Here is a 21,827-nt window from a genome sequence, read left to right as displayed (position 1 = left end):
TGCTCGGCGACTGCTGTGTCGGCCGGCGGGACATCGTCGTCAGGGGTCGGGTGTGGTGCTTCAGCGTTTTTACAACGTTGTAAGTAAACGTTGTAAAGATAATGTAGCTGCCGCCGGCGAGACTGTCAACGACCTCAGCCCGCGAGCGTCGCCGACTCGCGCACGACGACGTCGAAGTCGACGAGCACCTGCTCCGGGTTCGCGGGACGACCGCCGCCCGCGGCCATCCTCTGCACCAGCAGTTCGACCGCGCGCTGTGCGATCTGCTCGCGCCCCGGGTCGATGGTGGTGAGGCTCGGCACGGTGTATTGGGCCTCGTCGATGTTGTCGAAACCGATCACGGCGACGTCGTCGGGAACCCTCATACCCGCCTCTTGCAGCACCCGCAGCGCGCCGAGGGTCAGTGCGTCGTTCAGGCCGAACACCGCGTCGAACCCGGTGCCCGCCTCGATCAGCGCGCGCATCGACGCCGCACCGTTCGCGCGGTGCCAGAGCGTGGTGAAGGTCACGAGCTCCGGGTCGAACGGGATGCCGGCCCCCGCGAGCGCCTCGGCGTAGCCCTGCAGGCGCAGAGCCGCCGAGCCCAGCACCTCGTTCTCGTGAGCCCCGATCACCGCGATGCGACGCCGGCCCGAGGCGATGAGGAACTCCGTCGCCGCGCGAGCGGCCTCGACGTTGCGCATCGTCACGTGGTCGACGGGGCCGCCGAAGATCCGCTCGCCGAGAAGCACCATCGGGTAGTCGACCTCGAGATGGGAGGCGTCGTCCTGCCCCATGCCCAGGGGGCTGAAGATGAGGCCGTCGGTGAGGCGCATGCGCGGGCTCGTCAGCACGGCGATCTCGCGCTCGCGATCGGCACCGGTCTGCTCGACGAGCACCACGAGATCGTGCGCTGCGGCCCGCGCGATCACGGCGTCGGCGAGCTCGGCGAAGTAGCTCAGGCTGAGCTCGGGAAGCACCAGGCCGATGACACCGCTGCGGCCTGACCGGAGACTCCGGGCCGAGAGATTGGGCTGGTAGCCGAGTTCGTCGATCGCCGCCTGCACGCGGCGCCTGGTCTCGGGCCTGATGTGCGCGAAGTTGTTGACCACGTTCGACACGGTCTTGATCGACACCCCGGCGAGCTGAGCCACGTCATGGAGAGTCGCCGCCATCGCCTGCCCTTCGTCGGAATGCCGCGACTCGATGATACAACGTTGTAACGGCCGGCTCAGCCCACCTCGACCAGCACCCTCGGCAGTTCGAGAAGCAGTTCGCTGGCGAGGAAGCCGAGGGGGCCCACCTCGACGGCGAGACGGTCGCCCGCGGCGGCGTGGGCGTAGGTGGCCCAGACCGCTGCCTCCTCGCGGGCGACACCCCGGGCGCAGAGGCCGGCGATGGCTCCCGAGAGCACGTCACCGCTGCCGGAGGTGCCGAGTCCGCCGTGGCCGGTGCCGACGAGCCAGAGCCTCCCGTCGGGATGCGCGACCCGGCTCTGACACGAGACGACGGCGTCGTAGGCACGAGCGAGGGCCCGCACCGTGCGCTCGATGTCGTCGTCGGCGGAGCCGTCGCCGTCATCGCCCGAACCGGCACCCTCGTCGTCCGAGCCGGCGCCGTCGTCCATCGCCTCGAGCAGCATCGTCGCCTCGCCCGGGTTGGGCGTGAGCACGAGCCTGCCCGCGAAGGCATCACGCGCCTTCGATCGGGGCAGCACCCCCAGGGCATAGGCATCGAGCACGACGGTGGTCTCGTCGCCGACCAGCGCGGGCAGCCGGTCGAGGAGTGCGAGGGTCTGCTCGGCGTCGTCGAGCCCCGGGCCGACGAGCACCGCGTCCGCCGGCTCCAGATCGTCGCGGGCCGCCTCGATCGACGAGCCCACGATCTGCCCGTCGCGTTCGGGGAGCGCGACGACCCCGCTCTCCCGGAGCGCGACCGCAGCCATGATGGCCGCCCCCTCGGCGAGCGCGATGGTCAGACGCCCGGCGCCGACCCGGAGCGACGCCTCGGCGGCGAGCAGTGCGGCACCGGGCGACCGCCGGTCACCCCCGACCACCACCACCTGTCCGCGGTCGTACTTGGAAGCACCCGCCGAGGGCAGCTCCCATTCGCGCAGCACCGCCGGCGTCACGACGACGGGGGCGGTCTCGGTGCGGGAATTCTCAGCGTGCCCGTTCATCCGTGTCTCCCTTGTGCTCGGTGGTCTCGACGCCCTGTCGCTCGAGGTGCTCGTCGGCCGCGAACTCGGCAAGCGTCCACCCGCCCCTCCCGCTCGCCCGCTCGAGCCGGGTGACCGATGCATTCGTCACGACGTGGTCTCGGGCGAAGTCGAGCAGCTCCTGCTCGCCGAGCCCGGTGCAGACGGAGAGGAACAGCATCACGACGGCGTCGTGGGCGACGACGAGCATCGTGCCTGCGTCGTCGGCCCGGTCGACGTCGCCGAGGAAGGAGCGGATGCGCAGCGCGACGTCGGCCCACGACTCACCGCCCGGGGGGCGATGGTAGAACTTGCCCAGGTGCCGCCGCCGCGCCGCCTCCTCGGGGTGGCGCCGCTCGACGCCGAGGGCGGTGAGCCGGTCGAGCACGCCGAGCTCGCGATCGCGCAGCCGCTCGTCGACGAGAGGATGCAGGTCGAGGCCCGCCGCCGCGAGCGCGATGTCGGCGGTCTGCCGCGCCCTCAGGTAGGGCGAGCTCCAGACGGTGGCGGGAACGCCGGGGCGGGCCTGCTCGGCGAGCCAGGTGCCGAACGCCGCAGCCTGCTCCTCGCCGGTGGGCGAGAGCGGCACGTCGGCGTCTCGCCACTCGACGTCGATCGTCTCGGCACCGCTTCGCTGCGCCGCCGTGGCGATCGGGTTCGCCTCGCTCTCGCCGTGCCTCACCAGCCAGATCTCGGTCGCGCCCATCACCTCACGCTAGAACGAATGACGTTCCCCGCCTCCCCCCTTGACGTGACGCCGGCCGGCGCACAGGGGGTGGCGGGGGCTGGGCCCGCCGACGGACTACTTCTTCTCGGTGACCACCACGGTGAAGGTGAGCGGCTGGATGCCGCCGTCGGAGTTGGTCATGGTGACCTCGGTCTCACCCACGCCGACGGCCTCGACGCCCGGGTTGAGCTCGGCGCCCGACCCCGAGCTGCCCTTCGAGAAGGTGGCGACGTCGGTGTCGGCGACCTCTCCGGTGTAGCTGTCGGTGGCGAGGTCGCCGGTGTTGATGTTGAGCACCTGGCCGACGATGAGGTCGACGGTCGCGCCCTGGAGGTCGTTCGCCTCCATCGTGACGGGAGTGATGACGTCGCCGCCGATGGGCGTCTCAGGGGTGTTCGACGAGGGTGACGTGCAGGCGCTGAGGCCGGCCGCTGCGACGACGATGGCGGCCGCGGCGAGGATTCGGGTGAGAGTCATGCCGACAGTATCCCAGTCGCCGCGGCCACCGCGGGTCACGATCCGGACACGCGCTCCGGCCGGTCGGCGCCGGGATGCGAACCGGTGAGGGTCTTCTTGTCGTTGCGGGTCTTCAGCAGACTCGCCACCGTGGCGACGGTGATGGTGGCGCCGATGAACAGCAACGAGAACCAGATCGGGATCTCGGGCACCCACAGGAGCGGCTCGCCGCCGTTGACGAACGGCAGCTCGTTGACGTGGAGAGCGTGGAAGACGAGCTTCACGCCGATGAAGGCGAGGATGACGGCGAGCCCCTGGGAGAGGTACACCAGGCGCTCGAGCAGCCCGCCGATGAGGAAGAACAGCTGGCGGAGGCCCATCAGTGCGAAGGCGTTCGCGGTGAACACGAGGTACGCCTCCTCGGTGAGCCCGTAGATGGCCGGGATGGAGTCGACGGCGAACACGAGGTCGATGAACCCGATGGCGACGATCGTGAGCAGCATCGGGGTGACGAAGCGCTTGCCGCTCTTCACCACGGTGAGCTTGTCGTCGTGGTATTCGTCGGTAACGGGGAGGATGCGGCGCACCAGCTTCATGAAGCGGCCGTCGGCGGGGTTCGACTCGTGGTTCGCGAAGGCCTGGCGCCAGGCCAGGAACAACAGCAGGGCGCCGAAGACGTAGAAGATCCAGGAGAGGTTCTCGATGAGGGTGGCGCCGATGGCGATGAAGCCGCCGCGGAGGATGAGTGCGATGACGATGCCGATCATCAGCACCTTCTGCTGGTAGGCCTTCGGCACCGCGAAGCCGCTCATGACGATGAGGAAGACGAACAGGTTGTCGATCGACAGCGCCTTCTCGGTGAGGTAGCCGGCGAAGTACTCTCCGCCGTACGCCCAGCCCGAGAAGATGCCGACACCCACACCGAACAGCACGGCGAGCCCGATGTAGAAGGCCGACCAGCGGGCGGACTCACCGATCGAGGGCTCGTGGGGCTTCCGCACGTGGGCGAAGAACTCGTAGACGAAGAAGGCGATCGTCACGGCGATCGTGATGATCCAGACGAGGGGAGTGATCTGCACGGCGTGCTCCAAGGGTCGGCTGACTGCGGTCTGCCAAGGTCTCCTCCATACCTGCCGCAGCGGGTACCGGTGGCCCGGGACGCATCGTCGAGTCCGTATTGGCGGACCTACCGCAGTCGGGAGTACTCCCCTTGTGTGCCATCATCGTATCCCGGTTTCCTGGAAATCGGCTCATGCCCGAGGCGGAATGCTGGGCAGGGCACAGTGGAGCCATGTCAGACTCCGTCGCCACGGCCGCGCTGGCCGATGTCTCCCTCCGCCTCGACGTCGCACTCGGCGTCGCGCCGACGGCGCTCCGGCCCGTCACCGCCGAGGCCGCCTTCTCAGGCCCGGCCGTGCCGGTCGCCCACGTCGGCAGCGTCGACGTCATCCTCATGGCCATCGACGACGCCGCACGCGGCTCGGTGCTCGTCGTCGACAACGGCGGCCGCGACGACGAGGCCTGCGTCGGCGACCTGCTCACCCTGGAGGCGTCGACGGCGGGCCTCGCCGGCATCGTCATCTGGGGCCGCCACCGCGACACCGCTCAGCTGCGCGAGATCGGTCTTCCCGTGTTCAGCCTGGGTGCGCATCCGTTCGGTCCCCGCTTCGCCCGCGCTCCCGGGGCACCCGGCACCCCCGTCTCGATCGCGGCAGCCGTCGTGCGCCCGGGTGACCTCGTGGTCGCCGACGACGACGGCGTCGTGTTCGCCCCTGCCGACCGCTCCCACGAGCTGGTGGCTGCAGCCCTCGCGCTGCAGCAGCTCGAGGGCTCCCAGGCCGAACGGATGCGCGCCGGCGAGACCCTGCGCACCCAGCTCGACTTCTCCGCCTTCCGTGAGGCGCAGCGCACCGACCCCACCCTCACCCTGCGCACCCACCTCGCCCGCATCGCCAAGGCGATCGAGGTCTGACCCGACCGCGCACCGAACTCAGAGTGCGGCGAGCCACTCCCCCCAGCCCGCAGGGACTTCGACGCCGGCTTCGACCGCAGCACGGTGGTGAAACCGGAGAGCAGCCGGGCGCGTCGCTCGTCGTCGAGCAACTGCTCCCTCAGGTGACCGGGGTCGATCTCGAGCAGCCTCGAACGGCTCACCGTGAAGCTGCCGTCGGGCATCTGCCCGGGCAGGCGCAACCCCACGATGCGCTCATAGCCGACTGCCACCCCCTGCGCCCACCAGCCACTGAGCTGCGGATTCTGCTCGTGCACCCACGCGGCGATCGCGGGATGCCCGGCGTCGCGGCCGGGGCCGGCGTCGATGAGCGCCACCCACTCCTCCCAGTGGCGCCCGGTCGCCTGGTGCACCGCCCAGTCGGGCGTCTCGGGCTCGGCGACCCAGTCGAAGGTACGGGCGGGTGCGTCGTCGGCGGCAGCACTCATGTGGACAGCGTACACAACCCCCCGAGATGCCGGAGTCCGCTGCTCAGAAGCCGAAGGGGTCGGAGCCGCCGAAGGAGGAGCGCCAGGAGCCGCGGGAGCCGAGGTAGGAGCCCACGACCGCGACGCCCAGGTCGTCGGCTTCGGGAGCCAAGACCGAGCCGCCGACGCGGCGGGCCATCGAGTCGATGAAGCGGGCGAGCCCAGCATCCTCCCCCAGCCTGAAGAAGGTGACCCGGGCGCCGAGCCGGCCGGCGTTGTCGAGCTCGCGCACCGCGTAGGCGATGGTGATCGGATGCGGCGGGTAGTCGAAGAACACCTCGCCGTTCGCCTCCAGGTGCGAGGTCGGTTCGCCGTCGGTGACGATGAGGAGCACGGGCTGGGCGTTCGGATGCTTGCGGAAGTGCCGGTTCGCCAGCAGCAGGGCGTGGTGCAGGTTGGTGCCCTTGTCCCACTTGGCGTCGAGGCCCACGAGCTCCTCGATCTCCATCGCGGCGGCGTGCCGCCCGAAACCGATGAGCTGCAGGTCGTCGCCACGGAAGCGGCTGGAGATGAGCGTGTGCAACGCGAGCGCCGTGCGCTTCATCGGCACCCACCGCCCGTCCATCGCCATCGAGAACGAGGTGTCGACGAGCAGGGCGACCGCCGCCTGCGTGCGGGCCTCGGTCTCCTGCACCTCGACGTCGTCGATACGGATGCGCACGCGCCCGAAGCCGTCTCCGTCGACAGGCCGCTCCCCCGCCGAGCTCACCACCGCGTTGGTGATGGTGCGGGTGACCTCCCACGGCTCGGTGTCGCCGAACACCCAGGGCCGCGTGGCACCCGAGAGGTCGCCCGCCGCACCCGCCTGCCGCAGGTCGCGGGCTCCGGTGCGGCCCGACATGCGGTCGGCGACGTCGCGCAGCAGAGCTTTGCCGAGCTGCCGCATCGCCTTGGGAGTGAGCTTGAGCCGCCCGTCGGAGCCGCGCTTCATCGCGCCGGAGTCGCGGAGCGCCCGCTCGAGCTGCTGCAGGGTGCGGGCGTCGACAGCCGACTCCTCGCCGAGCTGCCGCGCGAGCGCCTCGAGGTCGAGGTCGTCGATGCGCGAGCCCTCGTAGCCCTGCGCCAGCTGCTCCGAGAGGGCGTCGAGCTCGGCCAGGTCTTGGAAGACCCCGGTGCCGTCGCCGAGGCCGAGGCCCTGCTCGCCCTCCATCGACTCGGCGCCGTTCCAGTCCTCGCCCGGGCGGAGCGCGCGCAGGTTGCCGTCGAGCTCGGCCAGCGACGCCATGAGCTCGGGAGAGCCGAAGGCCTGCTGCGCGAGTGCGTCGAGCTCGGCGCGCTGTTCCGGGGTCATCGAGTTGCGCATCCGCTGCCCCGCCGCGGCCCGGGCCGCGAGGGTGTCGAGCAGCTCGTCGACCGTCGACGGGTTCTCGGGGAAGAACGCACCGTGGTGGGCCATGAACTGCTCGAACATCTCTTCCGTGTCGTCGCCGCGCCGGTGTGCCGTGAGCAGCTCGTTCAGGTCGGCGAGCATGGCGTTCACGGCCGAGCGGTCGTCGGCGGTGGCGTTCTCGAGCGCCTCCTTGAAGCCGGCGAAGCGCTGGTCGAGCAGCTCGCGGCCGAGCAGGTCTTTGATGGCCTCGAAGTCGGCCCGCGCCTCGGCGCTCCGCCACGAGTACCCGTTGAGCTCGTTCACCGCCGCGGCGGGCGAGGGTGGCAACGCGCCGATCTGCAGCTCGGCGAGGGCGCGGTCGCCCTCGTCCATGTCGACGTCCCGGGCGAGCTGCTTGCGCTCGGCGAGCACCGCCTTCTCGAGCAGGCGCTTCACCTCCTGCAGGGTGCCGTCGAGCTTGTTGTCGCGGGTGAGCTGCTCTCGGCGCTCGGCGACGCGGCGGGCGAGCTCGTCGAGCCCGGCGCGGTCGCGGCCCGTGGCATCCCGCCCGCTGCGGCGCAGGTACTCGCGCAGCGCCTGCTCGGGCGAGTAGCCCGCCATGACCTCGTCGCCGATGGCGTCGAGCGCTTCGCTCAGGTCGACCGGCGGCGCCAGCGGATCGGGACCGCCGTCGTACCTGCCGTACCGGGCGCCCCTGCCGAGCCTGCGGTTCTGCCTAGCCATAGACCGTCTCGCCGCCGCCGGTCTCCTTGCTCACCCGCCGCGCGAGGTAGAGCCCTTCGAGCGCGAGCTCGATCGCACCCGCGCGCTCGCCGTCGTTCCGGGCGCCGAGCCGCTCGCAGATCTGGTCATAGAGCTCCGACTCGCCGAGCGCGGGCAGCCCCGCCAGCACGTCGCGCGCCGTCACCTGCTCGCCCGTGGTGACGAGCGCACCCGACTCGAGGGCGTCGACGAGCACCGAGAAGTCGATGCCACGGAAGTGCTCGCGCACCGTCTCTGCGGTGGCGGTGCGGAGGAGGTGCTCGAGGATGTCGTCCTCCCGCCCCTCCTCGCCGGTCTCGAACTCGATCTTGCCGCCCAGCACGTCGACCGCCGTCTCGAGGTCGACGGGCCGGGCCACGGCGACCTCCTCGCCCTGACGGGAGGCCCGGTGCAGCGCTGCGGCGGCGATGGTCTCGGCGCCCGCGATCGCGAAGCGCGCGCTCACGCCGCTGCGCTGGTCGACCGAGCTCGACGACCGCAGCGCCCTGGTGAAGCGGGCGAGCACCTCGATGAGATGGTCGGGCACCTCGGCGACGAGCTCGGCCTCCTGCCGGATGACGGCCACCTCGTCGGCGAGTTCGGTCGGGTAGTGGGTGCGGATCTCGGCGCCGAAGCGGTCTTTCAGCGGGGTGATGATGCGGCCGCGGTTGGTGTAGTCCTCGGGGTTGGCGCTCGCCACCACGAGCACGTCGAGCGGCAGTCGCAGCACGTAGCCGCGGATCTGGATGTCGCGCTCCTCCATGACGTTGAGCATCGCCACCTGGATGCGCTCGGCGAGATCGGGCAGCTCGTTGATGGCGACGATGCCGCGGTGGCTGCGCGGGATGAGCCCGAAGTGGATGGTCTCGGGGTCGCCGAGCGACCGCCCCTCGACCACCTTCATCGGGTCGACGTCGCCGATGAGGTCGGCGACGCTCGTGTCGGGGGTGGCGAGCTTCTCGACGTAGCGCTCGGAGCGGTGCTTCCAGGCGATCGGCAGCTCGTCGCCGAGCTCGGCGGCCCGCCGGATGCTCGCCACCGTGATCGGCTCGAACGGATGCTCCCCGAGCTCCGACCCCTCGATGACGGGCGACCACTCGTCTAGCAGGCCTGACAGGGTGCGGAGCAGCCGGGTCTTGCCCTGACCGCGCTCCCCCAGCAGCACGACGTCGTGGCCGGCGATGAGAGCGCGCTCGAGCTGCGGGATGACGGTCGACTCGAAGCCGTGAAGGCCTGGCCACGGGTCGCGGCCCTCGCGGAGCGCTGCGAGCAGGTTGTCACGGATCTCGGCCCGCAGGCTCTTCTGAACATGCCCCGCCGCGCGGAGCTCTCCGACCGTTGCTGAGTTCGGGTGCGCCATTCCTTACACGTTACGCCCGCATCCGCGGCCCGACGTCGATCGCAGCAAACCCGCAGACGACGACCCGCCCGCGGCTCAGAGAGCGCCGGTCGCCGCGCGTTCCACGATCGTGGGAGTGCCGTCGAACACGAGCAGGCGGTCGGCGAGCTTGTCGACGAAGAAGCGGTCGTGGCTGACGACCAGCACGGCGCCCGGGAAGTGGGTGAGGGCGCGCTCCATCACCTGCGTGCTGGTGATGTCGAGGTGGTTGGTGGGCTCGTCGAGGATGATCACCGCGGCCCCCGAGAGCAGGCACTGCGCGATGGCGACACGGGCCCGCTGCCCGCCGGAGAGGTTCCCGATGCGCTGCTGCAGGTCGGCCTCGGAGAACTGCAGCATGGCGAGGAACCGGGCGACGCTCTTCTTCGTCGCGCTGAAGGCGAGCGAGTCGGGGTAGGCGTTCACGGCGTGGCCGACGGTGTCGGTGAGGTCGAGTTCGGCGAACACGCGGTTGTAGGAGACGAAGCGCACCCCCTTGGCCCAGCGGATCTGCCCCGAATCGGCCTCGGTCTCACCCGTGAGCACGTCGAGCAGCGTCGACTTGCCCGAGCCGTTCGCGCCCAGCACCGCGATGCGGTCGCCGCGGTGCAGGCTGAAGCTGAGGTCGTCGAAGAGCGCGGTGCCGTCGAAGCCCTTGCTGAGATGCGCCACGTCGAGCAGGTCGTTGCTCACCCTGAGGCCGCCGTAGATGTCGGTGATGATCTGATCGATCGGGCGCGGGGCCTGGCGCTTCTTGATGTCGGCGAGCCGGCGGGCGAGCGCGTTCGGGTTGCGGGCGGCCTCGCGGCGGGCCGCGGAGGCCGCCTGCTCGTAGGCGAGCAGCTCCTCCTCGTGGGCGAACTGCTTCTCGAGCATCTTCAGCCGCGACTGCTTCGCGTGCACGTAGGCCGAGTAGTCGCCGTCGTACTCCTGCAGCCGGTGGTTCTCGATCTCGATGATGCGGTCGACCACCTGGTCGAGGAACTGCCGGTCGTGGCTCACCACCAGCACGGCGCCGGCGTAGCGGCCGAGCCAGGTCTCGATCCAGCGCACCCCGTCGAGGTCGAGGAAGTTCGTCGGCTCGTCGAGCAACAGCACGTCGGGGGCCTCGATCAGGATGCGCGCGAGCGCCGCCCGGTTGCGCCAGCCTCCTGAGAGGCGGTCGACGGGCAGGTCGCGGCGGTGCTCGTCGAAGCCGAGGCTGGTGAGCACGGTGTCGATGGCGTTCTCGTACGACCAGCCGTCGAGGGCGTCCATGCGCTCGAACAGCTCCGCCTGCTCGGTGAGCAGCGCATCCATCGCGTCGGGCGTCTCCGGGTCGGCGAGCTGCTCGCCGATCGCGTCGAGCCTGGCCTGCGTCTTGTGCACCGCGGCGAAGTGACCGCTCAGGATCTCGCGGATGCTCTGCTCGCCGTCGAGCTCGGAGAACTGCGAGAAGTAGCCCACCGTGGTGCCGAGCGTCACGTCGACGGTGCCGGTGGTGGGCTCACGCCGACCGAGCACCAGCTCGAGCAGGGTGCTCTTGCCGGTGCCGTTCTTGCCGATGAGACCCACGCGGTCGCCCGCCTTGAGCTTGAGGAACGCCTCGCGCAGCACCGGCCGCCCCTCGAACTCGATGCCGACGTCGTTCAGGCGGATGAGACTCACGGGCGACCAGCCTACGGGGTCGGCCTGGAGCGCACCGGCCCCGGTCGCTACCGTGGGGTCATGAACGCGACCGCCGCATCCGCTGCTCCGAACCATGCCTGGCCCACCCTCACGACGGAGTCGTGGGGCCCGACCCGGGCGACCTTCCACATGTTCACCCAGATCGTGGGGAAGGTGCGCCTGGCGTTCGCCCCGATGGTGAACCACTGGTGGCAGGTGCCGCTCTACGTCACGGCGCGGGGGCTCAGCACCGGGGCTGTGCCCTACGAGGGCGACGTGTTCGACATCGAGTTCGACCTGCTCGCCCACCGGCTGTCGGTCCGCCGCAGCGACGGGCGGGAGAGCGTCTTCGCGCTCGAGCCGATGCCGGTGTCGGAGTTCTACCGCCGGGTGCTCGACGCGCTGGCCGAGCTGGGCGTCGAGGTGAGCATCCACGCGCGGCCGAACGAGGTCGACCCCGCCGTGCCGTTCGCCGACGACCACGAGAACTGCAGCTACGACGCGCCGGCGGTGACGGCGTTCTGGCGACAGCTCATCCAGGCCGAGCGTGTGCTCACGGTGTTCCGCTCACGGTTCACCGGCAAGGTCAGCCCGGTTCACTTCTTCTGGGGTGCGATGGATCTCGCGGTGACGCGCTTCTCCGGCAGGGAGGCCCCCGAGCATCCGGGCGGCGTGCCGAACTGCCCCGACCGCGTGATGGTGGAGGGGTACTCGCACGAAATCAGCAGCGCCGGGTTCTGGCCGGGCGGCGGAGCGGAGGGGGCGTTCTACTCCTACGCCTACCCGGGGCCGGCGGGCTTCGCCGAGTGGGAGGTGCCCGAGGGAGCGTTCTTCAGCCGGGAGCTCGGCGAGTTCCTGCTGCCGTACGAAGTGGTGCGGGCCTCCGCCGACCCCGACGGGCTCGTGCTCGAGTTCCTCGAGGCCACCTACGATGCCGCACGCACCCTGGGGCGATGGCCCGAGGGAGCCGGTGCGGCCTGAGCTCAGCGCATCGCCGAACGCGCCCGCTCCATCGCGACGGCGCGCTCCAGAGCTGTCTTCGCGTCGTCGAGCCGGGGGAAGGTGCCGAGCGCCCGTCCCGAGGCGGAGGTCACCTCGAATCCTTCCGTCCAGCGCTCCACCACGATGCCGGCCGCGCCGGCGCGATGCGACGCGATCCACAGCCCGGGCTGGGCGCACCGCCAGGTGACCGTGAGGCTCGTCTTCTCCATCTGAACGACCATTGTCCATCCGCCTTTCACCCGCCGTCGTTGCGCGGATGCTCTCGAGTGAACTCCGGGTGACGTCTGGCGGCGCGGGCTTGACATCCGCCCCGATTCAGGCATGGTCAGCGGCGCCGGGGTGCGTAGGCTCGCCAGAGCAGCTTCGCGTGCTCGGCCTTCGCCCTCGCCACCCCGCGTTCGTCGCGGCGCAGGGCGGAGACCCACTCGGCAGCCCTGCTCCCCATCGCCTTCAGCACGAGCGACACCCCGCCTCCCACCGGCTCGGGCAGGTCGGCCTCCTCCGACGACATACCCCCACGCCGGGCGAGGCGGCCGTCGACGAAACCCACCGTGAGCTTCGCCACTCCCACCGCGTGCGCGTTGATCACGGAGTGAGCCGCCCCCTCGATCTCCCAGGTCGAGGCCGAACGCGCCGCTCTCGCGAGCCGCGCGTGGAACCGCCGCGGCGAGGTGGTGTCGAGCTGCCCGCGGATGAGCAGCAGGCGGGCCTGCACGAGCGCCACGCGATCGACGACCCGGTAGCGCATCATGTGCGGCAGCACGGTGAGGAAGTACACCAGGCCGCACAGGAGGTACGCCGAGAAGGCGGTGAGGGCGAGGTGCAGCGTCTCGCGCGAGGCCGACTGTGCGAAGCGCAGCGCCTGCAACGGCAGGGCGCGCTCCTGGTCGTTGATGACCGGGCTCACGAGCACGGCCTCGGTGATGCCGGGTCGGTCGATGAGGAGTTCGATCACCACCTGCGTTCCCATGGAGTGGCCGATGAGTACCGGGTCGTCGAGCCCGTAGTGGTCGAGCACCGCCGACACCTGCTCGGCGAAGAACGCGGCGGTCGGCTGCTCGTGGGGTCGCGGGAGGCCCGCGAACCCCGGCAGGTCGAGCGCGTACACGTCGCCGAGCTCGGCCAGCGTCGGCGCCAGGAACTCGAAGTAGGTGGCCGCGACACCGACCCCGCCCACGAGCACGAACGACTTGCGGGCGGCGGGTTCGTCGGAATCCTTCCCGCCCGTCATGCTCACCCGGGTGACGCGGGTGGTGGCGCCCCGCGACCGCACCCGGTCGACGATCAGCTCGAGGGGCACCTCGTCGTCGTGCGAGAGGCTTTCGCTCACGGGGTGACCATGGCGCCGTTGACGTTGAGGGTCTCCCCCGAGATGTAGCTCGCCTCGGCTGAGGCGAGGAAGACGTAGGCGGGCGCGATCTCGGCGGGCTGGCCCGCGCGCTGGTAGGTCGACTCGTCGTCGAAGGCGCGCATCTGCTCGTCGGAGACCCCGCCCGAGACCTGCAACGCCGTCCAGGTGGGTCCGGGAGCGACGACGTTGACCCGGATGCCGCGGTCGGCGAGCTGCTGCGCCAGCCCCTTCGAGAGGTTGTTGATCGCGGCTTTGCTCGCGGCGTAGTCGAGGCGGTCGGGCGCGGGCTGATAGGCCTCGAGCGAGGCCGTGCTGATGATGGCGGAGCCGGGAGCGAGGTGCGGCAGCGCCGCCTTCGTGATCCAGAAGTTCGCGAAGACGTTCACGCGAAAGGTCTGCTCGAACTGCTCGTCGTCGAGGTCTTCGACGTTCTCGACGGCGATCTGCCTGCCCGCGTTGTTGACGACGATGTCGAGGCCGCCGAGACCTTCGACCGCGTCGGCGACCAGCTTGCGGCAGGCCGCCGGGTCGGAGATGTCGGTCGGCAGGCTCACACCAGTGCGCCCGGCGGCGCGCACCTGCTCGAGCACGTGCTCCGCATCCGAGGCCTCCTCGGGCAGATGGGCGATGGCGACATCGGCACCCTCTCGCGCGAACGCGATAGCGACGGCCCCGCCGATGCCCGAGTCGCCGCCCGTGATGAGAGCGCGCCTGCCGGTGAGGCGGCCGAGGCCCCGGTAGCTCGACTCGCCGAGATCGGGCACCGGCTGCATCTCGTACTGCACGCCCGGCTCGGGCTGGTGCTGCACGGGCGGCTCGACCCGCTGGTAGCGGGCGACGGGGTCTCCGGGGGCGAACTGGTCGTTGCTGCTCATGCCCTCGACCGTACGCCGGGGTGGGCTCTTCCGCCTGCGCCGGTACCGACGCTGGTTCCGGTGCCGGTGCCGGGCGCTCGCGCGGCCCGCCGCGCCTCAGCGCGCCGCGAGGAACCGGTCGGCGGTGCGCAGCGCGAGCGCCATGATGGTGATCGCCGGGTTGGCGATGAGGGAGCTCGGGAAGACGGAGTTGTCGCAGACGTACAGGTTCGACACCTCGTGCGAGCGCCCCTCCGGGTCGACCACAGAGAGCTCGGGGTCGGTGCCCATTCGGCAGGTGCCGACCGTGTGCGCCGTGCGCGCGAGCACCGTGGTCGAGCGCGCGCCGGCCGCCTCGACGATCGCGGTCATCGTGGCCACCGCGTGCTCGTCGATCGCCTTCTCGTTGTCGCCGGCCGTGAAGCTCAGCGTCGCCTTGCGCATCCCCACTTCGTCGACCTCGTCGGCGAGCTCGAGCAGGTTGCCCTCGGCGGGGAGGCACTCAGCATTGATGCCCACGCCTGCCATGAAGGGGTAGTCGTCGAGCGCCTCGAGGAGATCCTGGCCCCAGAGTCCGCCACCCCGCGTGAGCGTGGTCGCGAAGGTGAGCGGCATCACACCGAGGCTCTGCATCAGGTAGCCGCCCGCGAAGTCGGCGCCCGCGGGGCGCACCATGTCCTCGCTGATGATCGACGAGGGGTAGCCGCGGTAGCTCCGCATCTCCTCGTCGAACCGGCCCCACACCTGGGTGGCGCCGTGCACCATGAAGTGGCGACCCACCTGCCCGTTCGCGACGCCGACCCCGGTGTTCAGCAGCAGCCGCGCGCTCTCGACGCCGCCCGCGCAGAGGAAGACGGTGCTGCAGCGCTGACGCACGTCGCGCCCGTTCTGCCGGTACACCACGGCCGTGATGCGCCCGGCGGCGTCGCGCTCGAGACCGTGGACGGTGGCTCCCGCCCTGATCTCGGCGCCCGAGGCGACAGCGGCCGGCAGGTACGTCGTGTCCATGCTGGCCTTCGACTGGGTACGGCAGCCCTGGTGACAGGCGCCGCAGGAGATGCACGCCTGCCGCAGCCCGTGGTGCTCCTGGTGCCGGTCGCGGGTGATGACGGCGGCAGGAGCATCCGTCGCCCGGATGCCGACCGCCTCGCACCCGCGCATCATCATCTCGGAGGACGCGTTGCGGCGGGTCGGCGGGTAGGCGTAGCGGCGCGACGGATCCCACGGGTAGTGGGCGGGGCCGGAGACGCCGATGAAGCGCTCGACCCGCTCGAGGTAGGAGGTGAGCTCGTCGTGGTCGACGGGCCAGTCCTCCCCCACCCCGCAGTCGCTGCGGAGCCTGATGTCAGTGCGACTAGGCCGCGGCGCGAAGGCGCCCCAGTGCAGGGTCGAGCCGCCCACCCCGCGCCCGCTGTTGTTCTGCCCAAACGCGGTGGGGTCGTCTCCCCCGCTCAGCCGTTCCGACATCCAGTTGATCTCGACCGCCTCGGTCTCGTCGGGAGTGTGGTCGTCGGGCTCGAAGTTCGGGCCCGCCTCCAGCGCGACGACGCTCAGCCCGCGGGCGGCGAGAGCGGCGAGCAGGGGCGCACCACCCGCACCGGTGCCGATGACGACGGCGTCGACGACACCCTCGGTCGAGTGCAGTCGCATGCCGCTGAGGTTCATGGGGTGATGCTCCGGGTCGGGGTGGGGTGGGGTGCGGTGGGCGCGTTTCGAGCGGTGGGCGCGTGTCGTGCGGTGGGCGCGGCGAGGCCGACGCGGGAGGGCCCTGCTCCCGGCTCCCAGGGTTCCCGTGTACCGGCCGAGAGGATGCGGAAGCCGGTCTTGCGGGGGCCGTCCCCGCCGGTGGCGAAGCCGTCGAAGCCGACCCGCGCGAGCGAAGCCGGGTGGGCGAGCCACAGCCTGACGAGATCGGCTCTGGCGTCTTCGAACCAGCTCGCCAGGTGCGACGCGGAGAGCCTCGCGCCGACGGGTGCGAAGCGCGCCTCCGCCAGTTCGCGCAGCCGCGCATCCTGCTCGTCGGCGTCGAGGTCGGCGAAGCCGTCGAGGCCTTCGAGCGCACGCGCGTAGGCCTCGGGGTCGGCGGGCAGCTCGGCGTTGCGCCAACCGTCGCCGTCGCCCCGGTCCAGCTGCGCATCGAGTCGCGCCGCGAGGTCGATGGCGGGATGCTGCTGCGGCACCACGCGGTCGGCGATCGCCCGGAGGGTGTGCAGGGCCCCGGGCGTCAGCACGGCCGGCTGGTAGGCCGGGTCGTCGGCCAGGGCTCGCCGGGCCAGGATGCCCCGGGTGCGGCTGCTGGTGCGGGATGACGCGATGAGGGCGGCGGTCGCGGCCGGCACCTCGGGGCCGGCGAGTGCGACGGAGTCGGCGAACGTCGTGACGAGCGCCGCGACCTCGGCCGGCCGCTCCCAGGGCAGCAGGTGTCCCGCACCTGCCAGCGTCTCGAACCGGGCAGAGGGATAGACGGGCCCGTTGAGCTCGCGCTGCGCCTCGGCACCGAGGTCTCCGTCAGCGCCGCCGCTCACGATGAGAGCGGGCATGTCGAGCGTGCCGACGTTCGACGACCAGTCCTCGAGACTCCCGCGCTCGAGCCAGGCCGACCAGGCCTCGGGCGACGAGACGGTGACGTCACCGAGCGCCAGCGCGTCGCTGCGAGCCGGCAGCGCGGCCCCCACGTTCGCGTCGACGAAGGTGCGCGCGTCGTCGTGGGAGATGGCCGCACCGGTCACCCAGTCGAGCATCTCGTCGCGGCGCTCCTCGTCCATCGGCTCGGGCGCGGGCGGCGAGGCCGCGAGCAGCACGACACCGGCCAACCCGAACAGCGGCGCCGTGCCGTCGAGCACGCGGGAGGCGACGATCGTGGCGATCTTGCCGCCCATCGAGTGCCCGACCAGCAGCCACCGCGTGGGTGCCCTGTCGGCGATGCGGTCGATGACGAAGCCCGCCATCTCGTCGACGGTGGCGGCGCCGAGGTGCGCGGCCGAGCCGAAGCCCGGCAGGTCGACGGCGAGCGTCTCGAAGCTGTCGCCGAACCGGGCGGCGAGCTCATCGGCGGCGCGATGGCTCGACCCGAGGGCATGCAGGTACACGAGCACCGGCACGGACGATGCCGGTACGGGGGTGGGCTCAACCACGGGTCTCCTCGGGAGTGCGATCCACCGACTCGAGCGTGGGCGTCGGGGGCGTCTTCGGCGGCGGCGACGGTGTCGGGGTAGCGGCGATCCCCACGACGGAGGCCGCGAACGCGAGCTTCTCGATGACGCGGTCGGCAAGGATGAAGGGATACAGGTCGCGTGCCCCGAGGGAGCGGTTCACCACGTTCATGGCGGTAGCGAAAGGCAACCAGTCGTGCCGCACCACGTCGGCGAAGCCGTGCGACGGCGAGTCTGCCGCTGAGGGCGGGACGAGGTCGAACGCCTGCGCGGTCTCGAGGGTGTCCTCGATGTGGAGAACGTGGGCCCACGATTCAGCGAAGTCCTCGTAGGGATGCATCGTCGCGTACTCGCTGATGTAGGTCTCCTGCCAGCCCACGGGCGCCCCGTCCTGGTAGTGCCGATCGATCGCCGTCTGGTAGTCCTCGCGTTCGTCGCCGAACAGCTCACGCGCCTCATGCATCCGGTCGGTTCCCTCGAGCAGCAGCCACTCCACGTAGTGACCAACCTCATGCCGGAAGTGGCCCAGCATGGTGCGATACGGCTCGGCGAGGCGTTGACGCACCTTCTCACGGTGGCTGTCGTCACCCTCGGCGAGATCCATGGTGATCACACCGTCGGCGTGACCGATGGTGATGTCGTCGTCGACGCTCGAGAGCAGGTCGAAAGCGAGACCCCTCTGCTCGTCGACAGCCTTCCCGCTGACGGTCAGCCCGACGCGGCGGAGATCTCGGAGCAGATGCCGTTTGGCTGCCTCCGCCACCGGGAAGAGCGTGAGGCCCTCGAGGTCGTCGTCGGACGGACGCGTGCGGGTGAGGGAGCAGCTCGCACACGCCGACCCCGGAGTATCGACCACCCACGTGCACCCCGCCAGCGAGGCCTGCGAGCAACGGTGCCGGCTCGCGCCGGACGCGCCTTCCCCTTCCGCCTCTCCCGCCGTCGTCAGCGCGACGACCTCGTCGTCACCGTAGCGGTAGCCCGACTCGGTACCGCAGTGCAGGCACTGCGACGAGTCGAAGAAGACCTCCGTGCCACAGACCTCGCAGGCGAAGCGTCTCACGCAGCGTCTTCGAGGCTGTCGAGGATGAGGTCGTGCTCGGTGTAGCCGAAGCGGGTTTTCACATACTCGAGCATGTCGGGGTGCACCAGGGTGGTGATGGTGGGGATGCTGTCGGCCATGAGCTGCTCCAATCGGATGCGGTGTCACTAGTTGAACTAACCGTTAGACAGACTAGCAACTAGACGGACTCCAGCTCCACTCCTTGCCAGCGCATTCCATTCGCGGTAGTGGACGCATCGAGCGATCGAGCCCGTCTCGGGCCCCTAGGTTGGTAAGGACTGATCTGGAGGTCTGCCACCGTGGATGCCGCACTCGCGCGACGCCGTCTCGCCCTGTTCGCCCTGTTCTTCGTTCCGGGCGTCTCGCTGGCGTCGTGGGTGACGCGCACCCCCGCCATCCGCGACCTTCTCGGCGCCTCCACCGCCGAGATGGGTCTCGTGCTGTTCGGGCTGTCGATCGGCTCGATGGTGGGCATCCTGTCGTCGGGGGCGCTGGTCGCCAGGTTCGGCGCTCGCCCGGTCATCACGGTGGGGCTCGTCGGCATCGTCATCAGCATGCCGACGGTGGGGCTCGGCGCCGCCGTCGACTCAAGCCTGCTCGCGGCGTTCGGACTGTTCCTGTTCGGCCTCGCGATGGGCGGCGGCGAGGTCGCGATGAACGTCGAGGGGGCCGAGCTCGAACGGCGCATCGGCCGGCCTGTGCTGCCCGCCCTGCACGGGTGCTTCAGCCTGGGCACCGTGGTGGGCGCCGTCGCCGGCATCGTGTTCACCGCCACCGACTTCTCCGTGGTGCTCCACCTCCTGATCGTCGGTGTGCTCGGGCTCGTCATCTTCGTCGTCGCCATCCGGCAGCTGGAGTACGGCGTCGGCAAGGTCGACCGCGCCGCGCACGCGACGGCGACCGCGAGCACCCCGGTTCGCCGCGAACCCGTCTGGCGCGACCGGCGCCTGCTGCTCATCGGCGCCATCGTGCTCGCCATGGCTTTGGCCGAGGGCAGCGCGAACGACTGGCTGCCGCTGCTCATGGTCGACGGGCACGACTTCGACCCCGCCTACGGGTCTGCCGTGTTCGCCGTGTTCGCCCTCGCGATGACGGTGGGTCGCTTCATCGGCGGCTGGTTCATCGAGCGCTTCGGGCGCGCCCAGGTGCTGCGCGCGAGCGCCATCGCCGGGGTCGTGGGACTCGTGCTCGTCATCTTCGTCGACAACCAGATCGTCGCCGGCCTCGCCGTCATCCTTTGGGGGCTCGGCGCCGCCCTCGGCTTCCCGCTCGCCCTCTCGGCGGCGGGCGATTCCGGCCCCGACGCGAACCGGCGTGTCGCCCTGGTGGCGACCGTGGGCTACGTGGCGTTCCTGGTGGGGCCGCCCGTGCTCGGCTTCCTCGGCGAGGAGTTCGGTCTGCGGGCGGCGATGATCGTGCCGCTCGTGCTCGTGGCGGTGGCGATCTTCCTCGCCCCCGCCGTCGGGGGCCGCACGTCGCGACCCGCCGACGAGCAGGAGCCGACGCACACGGCGGCCTGAGGGGGCGATGCGGCACGACTCCGCGCTCCGGCCCCGCCCCGCCGCGTTCAGTGCGCGGCCCGCTCCCGCGCCGCGCGAATCGCCTCAGCAGCATCGACCAGCGCGAGGTGGCTGAGCCCCTGCGGGAGGTTCCCGAAGAACCTCCCCGTCTCCGGCTCGATCATCTCCGAGTACAGCCCCACGTCGTTGGCTGCCGCGACCAGGGCATCCATGCGTGACGTCGCCTCGTCGAGTTCGCCGAACCCGGCAAGCGCCTGCACGAACCAGAAGCCGCACGCGACGAAGGCCGCTTCCTCCTCGTGCACTCCGCTGTAGCGGTAGAGGTGCGGGCCGACCGCGAGCTCGGAACGGATGCGGTCGACCGTCGCGTGCATCCGCTCGGCCGGGCCGAAACCGGCTGTGGAGTGCAGCAGCACCGAGGCATCGAGCGCATCGGCCTTGGGGTACATGACGTAGGCGCGGTGCTTCTTCGACCACCCGTGCTTCGCGATCCAGCGCGCGAGGAGGTCGCGGTTCTTCTCCCAGCGCCCGAGCGATTCGGGCGTGGGGTGGATCTCCCCCAGCTCCGCCAGCCGGCAGGCGTCGTCGAGCGCGCGCCAGCAGCCCATCTTGCTTGACACGTAGTGGCGCTTGCGAGGCAGCTCCCACATGCCGGAGTCCTTCTCGGGCCACCGCCGGCAGGCGCTGTCGGCGAACTCCTCCAGTAGCGTCGCGGTGTTGCCGTCGAGGATGTTGCCGGCCTCGACGTACTGGCGCATGATGCCGATGACGTCGGCGTAGACGCCGAGCTGCAGTTGCGAAGCGGCCTGGTTGCCGATGTCGACGGGGCCTACGCCCTGCCAGCCTTCGGCTTCGACGCGCCTGAGGCCCGCGGGTTCGTCGCCGTCCAGCGTGTAGAAGATGCCGAGGGCGTTGCGGTGCCGCTTGAACGTCGAGAGCACCCAGGAGACCGCGGCGTGCGTCTCCTCGCGCAGCCCGAAGCGGGTGAGCGCGCCCACCGTGTAGGCGAGGTCGCGCACCCAGGCGAAGCGATAGTCGTAGTTCTTGGTGCCGCGGTCGTTCTCGGGGAGCCCGGTGGTGGCCGCGGCCGCGATGGCGCCGGTGGGCGAGAAGATGAGCAGCTTGAGCGCGAGCGCGCTGCGGTGCACCGCGTCTGACCAGGGGCCGTCGTAGCTGAACACCTCCGACCAGTGGGCCCAGTTGTCGATGCTGCGGTCGACGCCCTGATCGACGATGTGGGGGTCGGGCAGGTGGATGGGCTCGTCATCGGTGCCGCAAAGCGCGAGCAGGTGCCGCGAGCCCGCCGAGGCGGTGAAGGCGCCCTCGAAGCGCGGGGGCCCGGAGGTCGGGCCGGTGGGCGCGCCGGTGGGCGAGGCATCGGATGCCCCGGCGCCGCGACCGGGCGACGCTCCGCCGTCGTCGCCACGACCCGCCGGCGTCGTCGACTCGTCATGGTCGGTGCGTCCGTGTCCGAAGCCGACCAGCACGAGATCGTTCGTGCCGATGCGCAGCAGCGGACCGTGCAACGACTCCACCCGGCGCACGGGCTCCTCGGCGAACAGCCCGCCTGGCGCGACCTGCCAGGTGAACGGTACGGTGCCGCGCACGCCGTCGATGCGGCGGGCGAGCTCCGTCCAGGGCAGGCGACCGGCCACCCCGGTGACGAGGGCATCGGTGACGGTCGCCTCGCCCGTGGGCGTGATGAAGGTGGTGCGCAGCACATTCGTGCCGGGCACGTACTCCCGGGTCGACCGGAACGGGCCGGTGGGCCGGAGCTCGAAGAACCCGCCGCGTTCGGCATCGACCAGGGCGGCGAAGGCCGGTGCCGCGTCGAGCCCCGGCACCGGGAACCAATCGATACGACCGTCGGGGGCGATGGCGGCGACGGTGCGCCCGTCGCCGATCATCGCGTAGTCGCTGAGCTCGACGTAGCCGGGGTGCGACCCGTCGCGGAG

At 70.9% G+C, this 21,827-nt stretch carries 19 protein-coding genes; 3 read left to right on the top strand and 16 right to left on the bottom strand.

Features of this window, described 5'->3' with window-relative positions:
* Positions 1 to 134: 134 nt before the first annotated feature.
* From ABFY20_RS06140 to ABFY20_RS06120, 5 genes are all read right to left on the bottom strand, one after another.
* Complete coding sequence (locus ABFY20_RS06140; protein ID WP_368499058.1) at positions 135 to 1,154, bottom strand: LacI family DNA-binding transcriptional regulator; 1,020 nt, start codon at positions 1,152 to 1,154, stop codon at positions 135 to 137.
* Between the two features lie 56 nt (positions 1,155 to 1,210).
* Positions 1,211 to 2,158 (bottom strand): NAD(P)H-hydrate dehydratase, encoded by a 948-nt coding sequence (locus ABFY20_RS06135; protein WP_368499057.1) that lies wholly within the window; start codon positions 2,156 to 2,158, stop codon positions 1,211 to 1,213.
* Positions 2,142 to 2,882: a histidine phosphatase family protein gene (locus ABFY20_RS06130; RefSeq protein WP_368499056.1), complete on the bottom strand. Its 741-nt coding sequence runs from the start codon at positions 2,880 to 2,882 to the stop codon at positions 2,142 to 2,144. Before ABFY20_RS06130 ends, ABFY20_RS06135 begins: the two co-directional genes overlap by 17 nt.
* A 96-nt stretch (positions 2,883 to 2,978) precedes the next feature.
* Positions 2,979 to 3,380: a hypothetical protein gene (locus ABFY20_RS06125; RefSeq protein ID WP_368499055.1), complete on the bottom strand. Its 402-nt coding sequence runs from the start codon at positions 3,378 to 3,380 to the stop codon at positions 2,979 to 2,981.
* A gap of 35 nt (positions 3,381 to 3,415) precedes the next feature.
* Complete coding sequence (locus ABFY20_RS06120) at positions 3,416 to 4,438, bottom strand: TerC family protein (protein WP_368499054.1); 1,023 nt, start codon at positions 4,436 to 4,438, stop codon at positions 3,416 to 3,418.
* Positions 4,439 to 4,650: 212 nt separating this feature from the next.
* Here ABFY20_RS06120 and ABFY20_RS06115 point away from each other — a divergent pair, with 212 nt between their 5' ends.
* Positions 4,651 to 5,331, top strand: a complete 681-nt coding sequence (locus tag ABFY20_RS06115; protein WP_368499053.1) for an RraA family protein — start codon at positions 4,651 to 4,653, stop codon at positions 5,329 to 5,331.
* 510 nt (positions 5,332 to 5,841) lie between these two features.
* Here ABFY20_RS06115 and ABFY20_RS06110 read toward each other — a convergent pair.
* The 3 genes from ABFY20_RS06110 to ABFY20_RS06100 all read right to left on the bottom strand — a co-directional run bounded on the left by ABFY20_RS06110 (position 5,842) and on the right by ABFY20_RS06100 (position 10,933).
* Positions 5,842 to 7,890 carry a hypothetical protein gene (locus tag ABFY20_RS06110; RefSeq protein ID WP_368499052.1) on the bottom strand — a complete coding sequence of 683 codons (2,049 nt, stop codon included), beginning with the start codon at positions 7,888 to 7,890 and terminating at the stop codon, positions 5,842 to 5,844.
* Complete coding sequence (locus tag ABFY20_RS06105; RefSeq protein ID WP_368499051.1) at positions 7,883 to 9,268, bottom strand: magnesium chelatase; 1,386 nt, start codon at positions 9,266 to 9,268, stop codon at positions 7,883 to 7,885. The genes ABFY20_RS06110 and ABFY20_RS06105 overlap by 8 nt, the downstream gene beginning before the upstream one ends.
* Before the next feature lie 75 nt (positions 9,269 to 9,343).
* The gene (locus ABFY20_RS06100; RefSeq protein WP_368499050.1) at positions 9,344 to 10,933 is read right to left on the bottom strand and encodes an ABC-F family ATP-binding cassette domain-containing protein; all 1,590 of its coding nucleotides are present in this window, start codon (positions 10,931 to 10,933) and stop codon (positions 9,344 to 9,346) included.
* Between the two features lie 60 nt (positions 10,934 to 10,993).
* Between ABFY20_RS06100 and ABFY20_RS06095 the strand changes: the two genes are divergently transcribed.
* Positions 10,994 to 11,914, top strand: coding sequence for a DUF5996 family protein (locus tag ABFY20_RS06095; protein ID WP_368499049.1), 921 nt, complete (start codon positions 10,994 to 10,996; stop codon positions 11,912 to 11,914).
* 2 nt (positions 11,915 to 11,916) lie between these two features.
* On the opposite strand, the gene ABFY20_RS06090 is transcribed toward ABFY20_RS06095, so the two are convergent.
* The 7 genes from ABFY20_RS06090 to ABFY20_RS06060 all read right to left on the bottom strand — a co-directional run bounded on the left by ABFY20_RS06090 (position 11,917) and on the right by ABFY20_RS06060 (position 18,471).
* Positions 11,917 to 12,144: a hypothetical protein gene (locus ABFY20_RS06090; RefSeq protein WP_368499048.1), complete on the bottom strand. Its 228-nt coding sequence runs from the start codon at positions 12,142 to 12,144 to the stop codon at positions 11,917 to 11,919.
* A gap of 116 nt (positions 12,145 to 12,260) precedes the next feature.
* Positions 12,261 to 13,265: an alpha/beta fold hydrolase gene (locus ABFY20_RS06085; protein ID WP_368499047.1), complete on the bottom strand. Its 1,005-nt coding sequence runs from the start codon at positions 13,263 to 13,265 to the stop codon at positions 12,261 to 12,263.
* Entirely contained in the window at positions 13,262 to 14,161 is a 900-nt protein-coding gene (locus ABFY20_RS06080; RefSeq protein ID WP_368499046.1) for an SDR family oxidoreductase, read from the bottom strand. The genes ABFY20_RS06085 and ABFY20_RS06080 overlap by 4 nt, the downstream gene beginning before the upstream one ends.
* A 96-nt stretch (positions 14,162 to 14,257) precedes the next feature.
* On the bottom strand, positions 14,258 to 15,805 hold the full coding sequence (locus tag ABFY20_RS06075) for a GMC family oxidoreductase (RefSeq protein ID WP_368499045.1): 1,548 nt from the start codon (positions 15,803 to 15,805) through the stop codon (positions 14,258 to 14,260).
* Positions 15,802 to 17,274, bottom strand: a complete 1,473-nt coding sequence (locus ABFY20_RS06070; protein ID WP_368499044.1) for an alpha/beta fold hydrolase — start codon at positions 17,272 to 17,274, stop codon at positions 15,802 to 15,804. The genes ABFY20_RS06075 and ABFY20_RS06070 overlap by 4 nt, the downstream gene beginning before the upstream one ends.
* Entirely contained in the window at positions 17,267 to 18,352 is a 1,086-nt protein-coding gene (locus tag ABFY20_RS06065; RefSeq protein ID WP_368499043.1) for a putative zinc-binding metallopeptidase, read from the bottom strand. The genes ABFY20_RS06070 and ABFY20_RS06065 overlap by 8 nt, the downstream gene beginning before the upstream one ends.
* Complete coding sequence (locus tag ABFY20_RS06060; RefSeq protein ID WP_368499042.1) at positions 18,349 to 18,471, bottom strand: hypothetical protein; 123 nt, start codon at positions 18,469 to 18,471, stop codon at positions 18,349 to 18,351. The genes ABFY20_RS06065 and ABFY20_RS06060 overlap by 4 nt, the downstream gene beginning before the upstream one ends.
* A 180-nt stretch (positions 18,472 to 18,651) precedes the next feature.
* Between ABFY20_RS06060 and ABFY20_RS06055 the strand changes: the two genes are divergently transcribed.
* Complete coding sequence (locus ABFY20_RS06055) at positions 18,652 to 19,872, top strand: MFS transporter (RefSeq protein ID WP_368499041.1); 1,221 nt, start codon at positions 18,652 to 18,654, stop codon at positions 19,870 to 19,872.
* A 47-nt stretch (positions 19,873 to 19,919) separates the two neighbouring features.
* Here ABFY20_RS06055 and ABFY20_RS06050 read toward each other — a convergent pair whose 3' ends face one another.
* Positions 19,920 to 21,779, bottom strand: a complete 1,860-nt coding sequence (locus ABFY20_RS06050) for a glycoside hydrolase family 15 protein (protein ID WP_368499741.1) — start codon at positions 21,777 to 21,779, stop codon at positions 19,920 to 19,922.
* Positions 21,780 to 21,827 lie beyond the last annotated feature (48 nt).

Source organism: Herbiconiux sp. A18JL235, from assembly GCF_040939305.1.
Taxonomy (GTDB): Bacteria; Actinomycetota; Actinomycetes; order Actinomycetales; family Microbacteriaceae; genus Herbiconiux.
This window is presented reverse-complemented; position numbering and strand designations above follow the sequence as displayed.

Coding starts and splice junctions, on each gene's coding strand:
- ABFY20_RS06140 (WP_368499058.1), bottom strand. CDS start 1,154: ATGGCGGCGACTCTCCATGACGTGGCTCAGCTCGCCGGGGTGTCGATC.
- ABFY20_RS06135 (WP_368499057.1), bottom strand. CDS start 2,158: ATGAACGGGCACGCTGAGAATTCCCGCACCGAGACCGCCCCCGTCGTC.
- ABFY20_RS06130 (WP_368499056.1), bottom strand. CDS start 2,882: ATGGGCGCGACCGAGATCTGGCTGGTGAGGCACGGCGAGAGCGAGGCG.
- ABFY20_RS06125 (WP_368499055.1), bottom strand. CDS start 3,380: ATGACTCTCACCCGAATCCTCGCCGCGGCCGCCATCGTCGTCGCAGCG.
- ABFY20_RS06115 (WP_368499053.1), top strand. CDS start 4,651: ATGTCAGACTCCGTCGCCACGGCCGCGCTGGCCGATGTCTCCCTCCGC.
- ABFY20_RS06110 (WP_368499052.1), bottom strand. CDS start 7,890: ATGGCTAGGCAGAACCGCAGGCTCGGCAGGGGCGCCCGGTACGGCAGG.
- ABFY20_RS06105 (WP_368499051.1), bottom strand. CDS start 9,268: ATGGCGCACCCGAACTCAGCAACGGTCGGAGAGCTCCGCGCGGCGGGG.
- ABFY20_RS06095 (WP_368499049.1), top strand. CDS start 10,994: ATGAACGCGACCGCCGCATCCGCTGCTCCGAACCATGCCTGGCCCACC.
- ABFY20_RS06090 (WP_368499048.1), bottom strand. CDS start 12,144: ATGGAGAAGACGAGCCTCACGGTCACCTGGCGGTGCGCCCAGCCCGGG.
- ABFY20_RS06080 (WP_368499046.1), bottom strand. CDS start 14,161: ATGAGCAGCAACGACCAGTTCGCCCCCGGAGACCCCGTCGCCCGCTAC.
- ABFY20_RS06075 (WP_368499045.1), bottom strand. CDS start 15,805: ATGAACCTCAGCGGCATGCGACTGCACTCGACCGAGGGTGTCGTCGAC.
- ABFY20_RS06060 (WP_368499042.1), bottom strand. CDS start 18,471: ATGGCCGACAGCATCCCCACCATCACCACCCTGGTGCACCCCGACATG.
- ABFY20_RS06050 (WP_368499741.1), bottom strand. CDS start 21,779: ATGATCGGCGACGGGCGCACCGTCGCCGCCATCGCCCCCGACGGTCGT.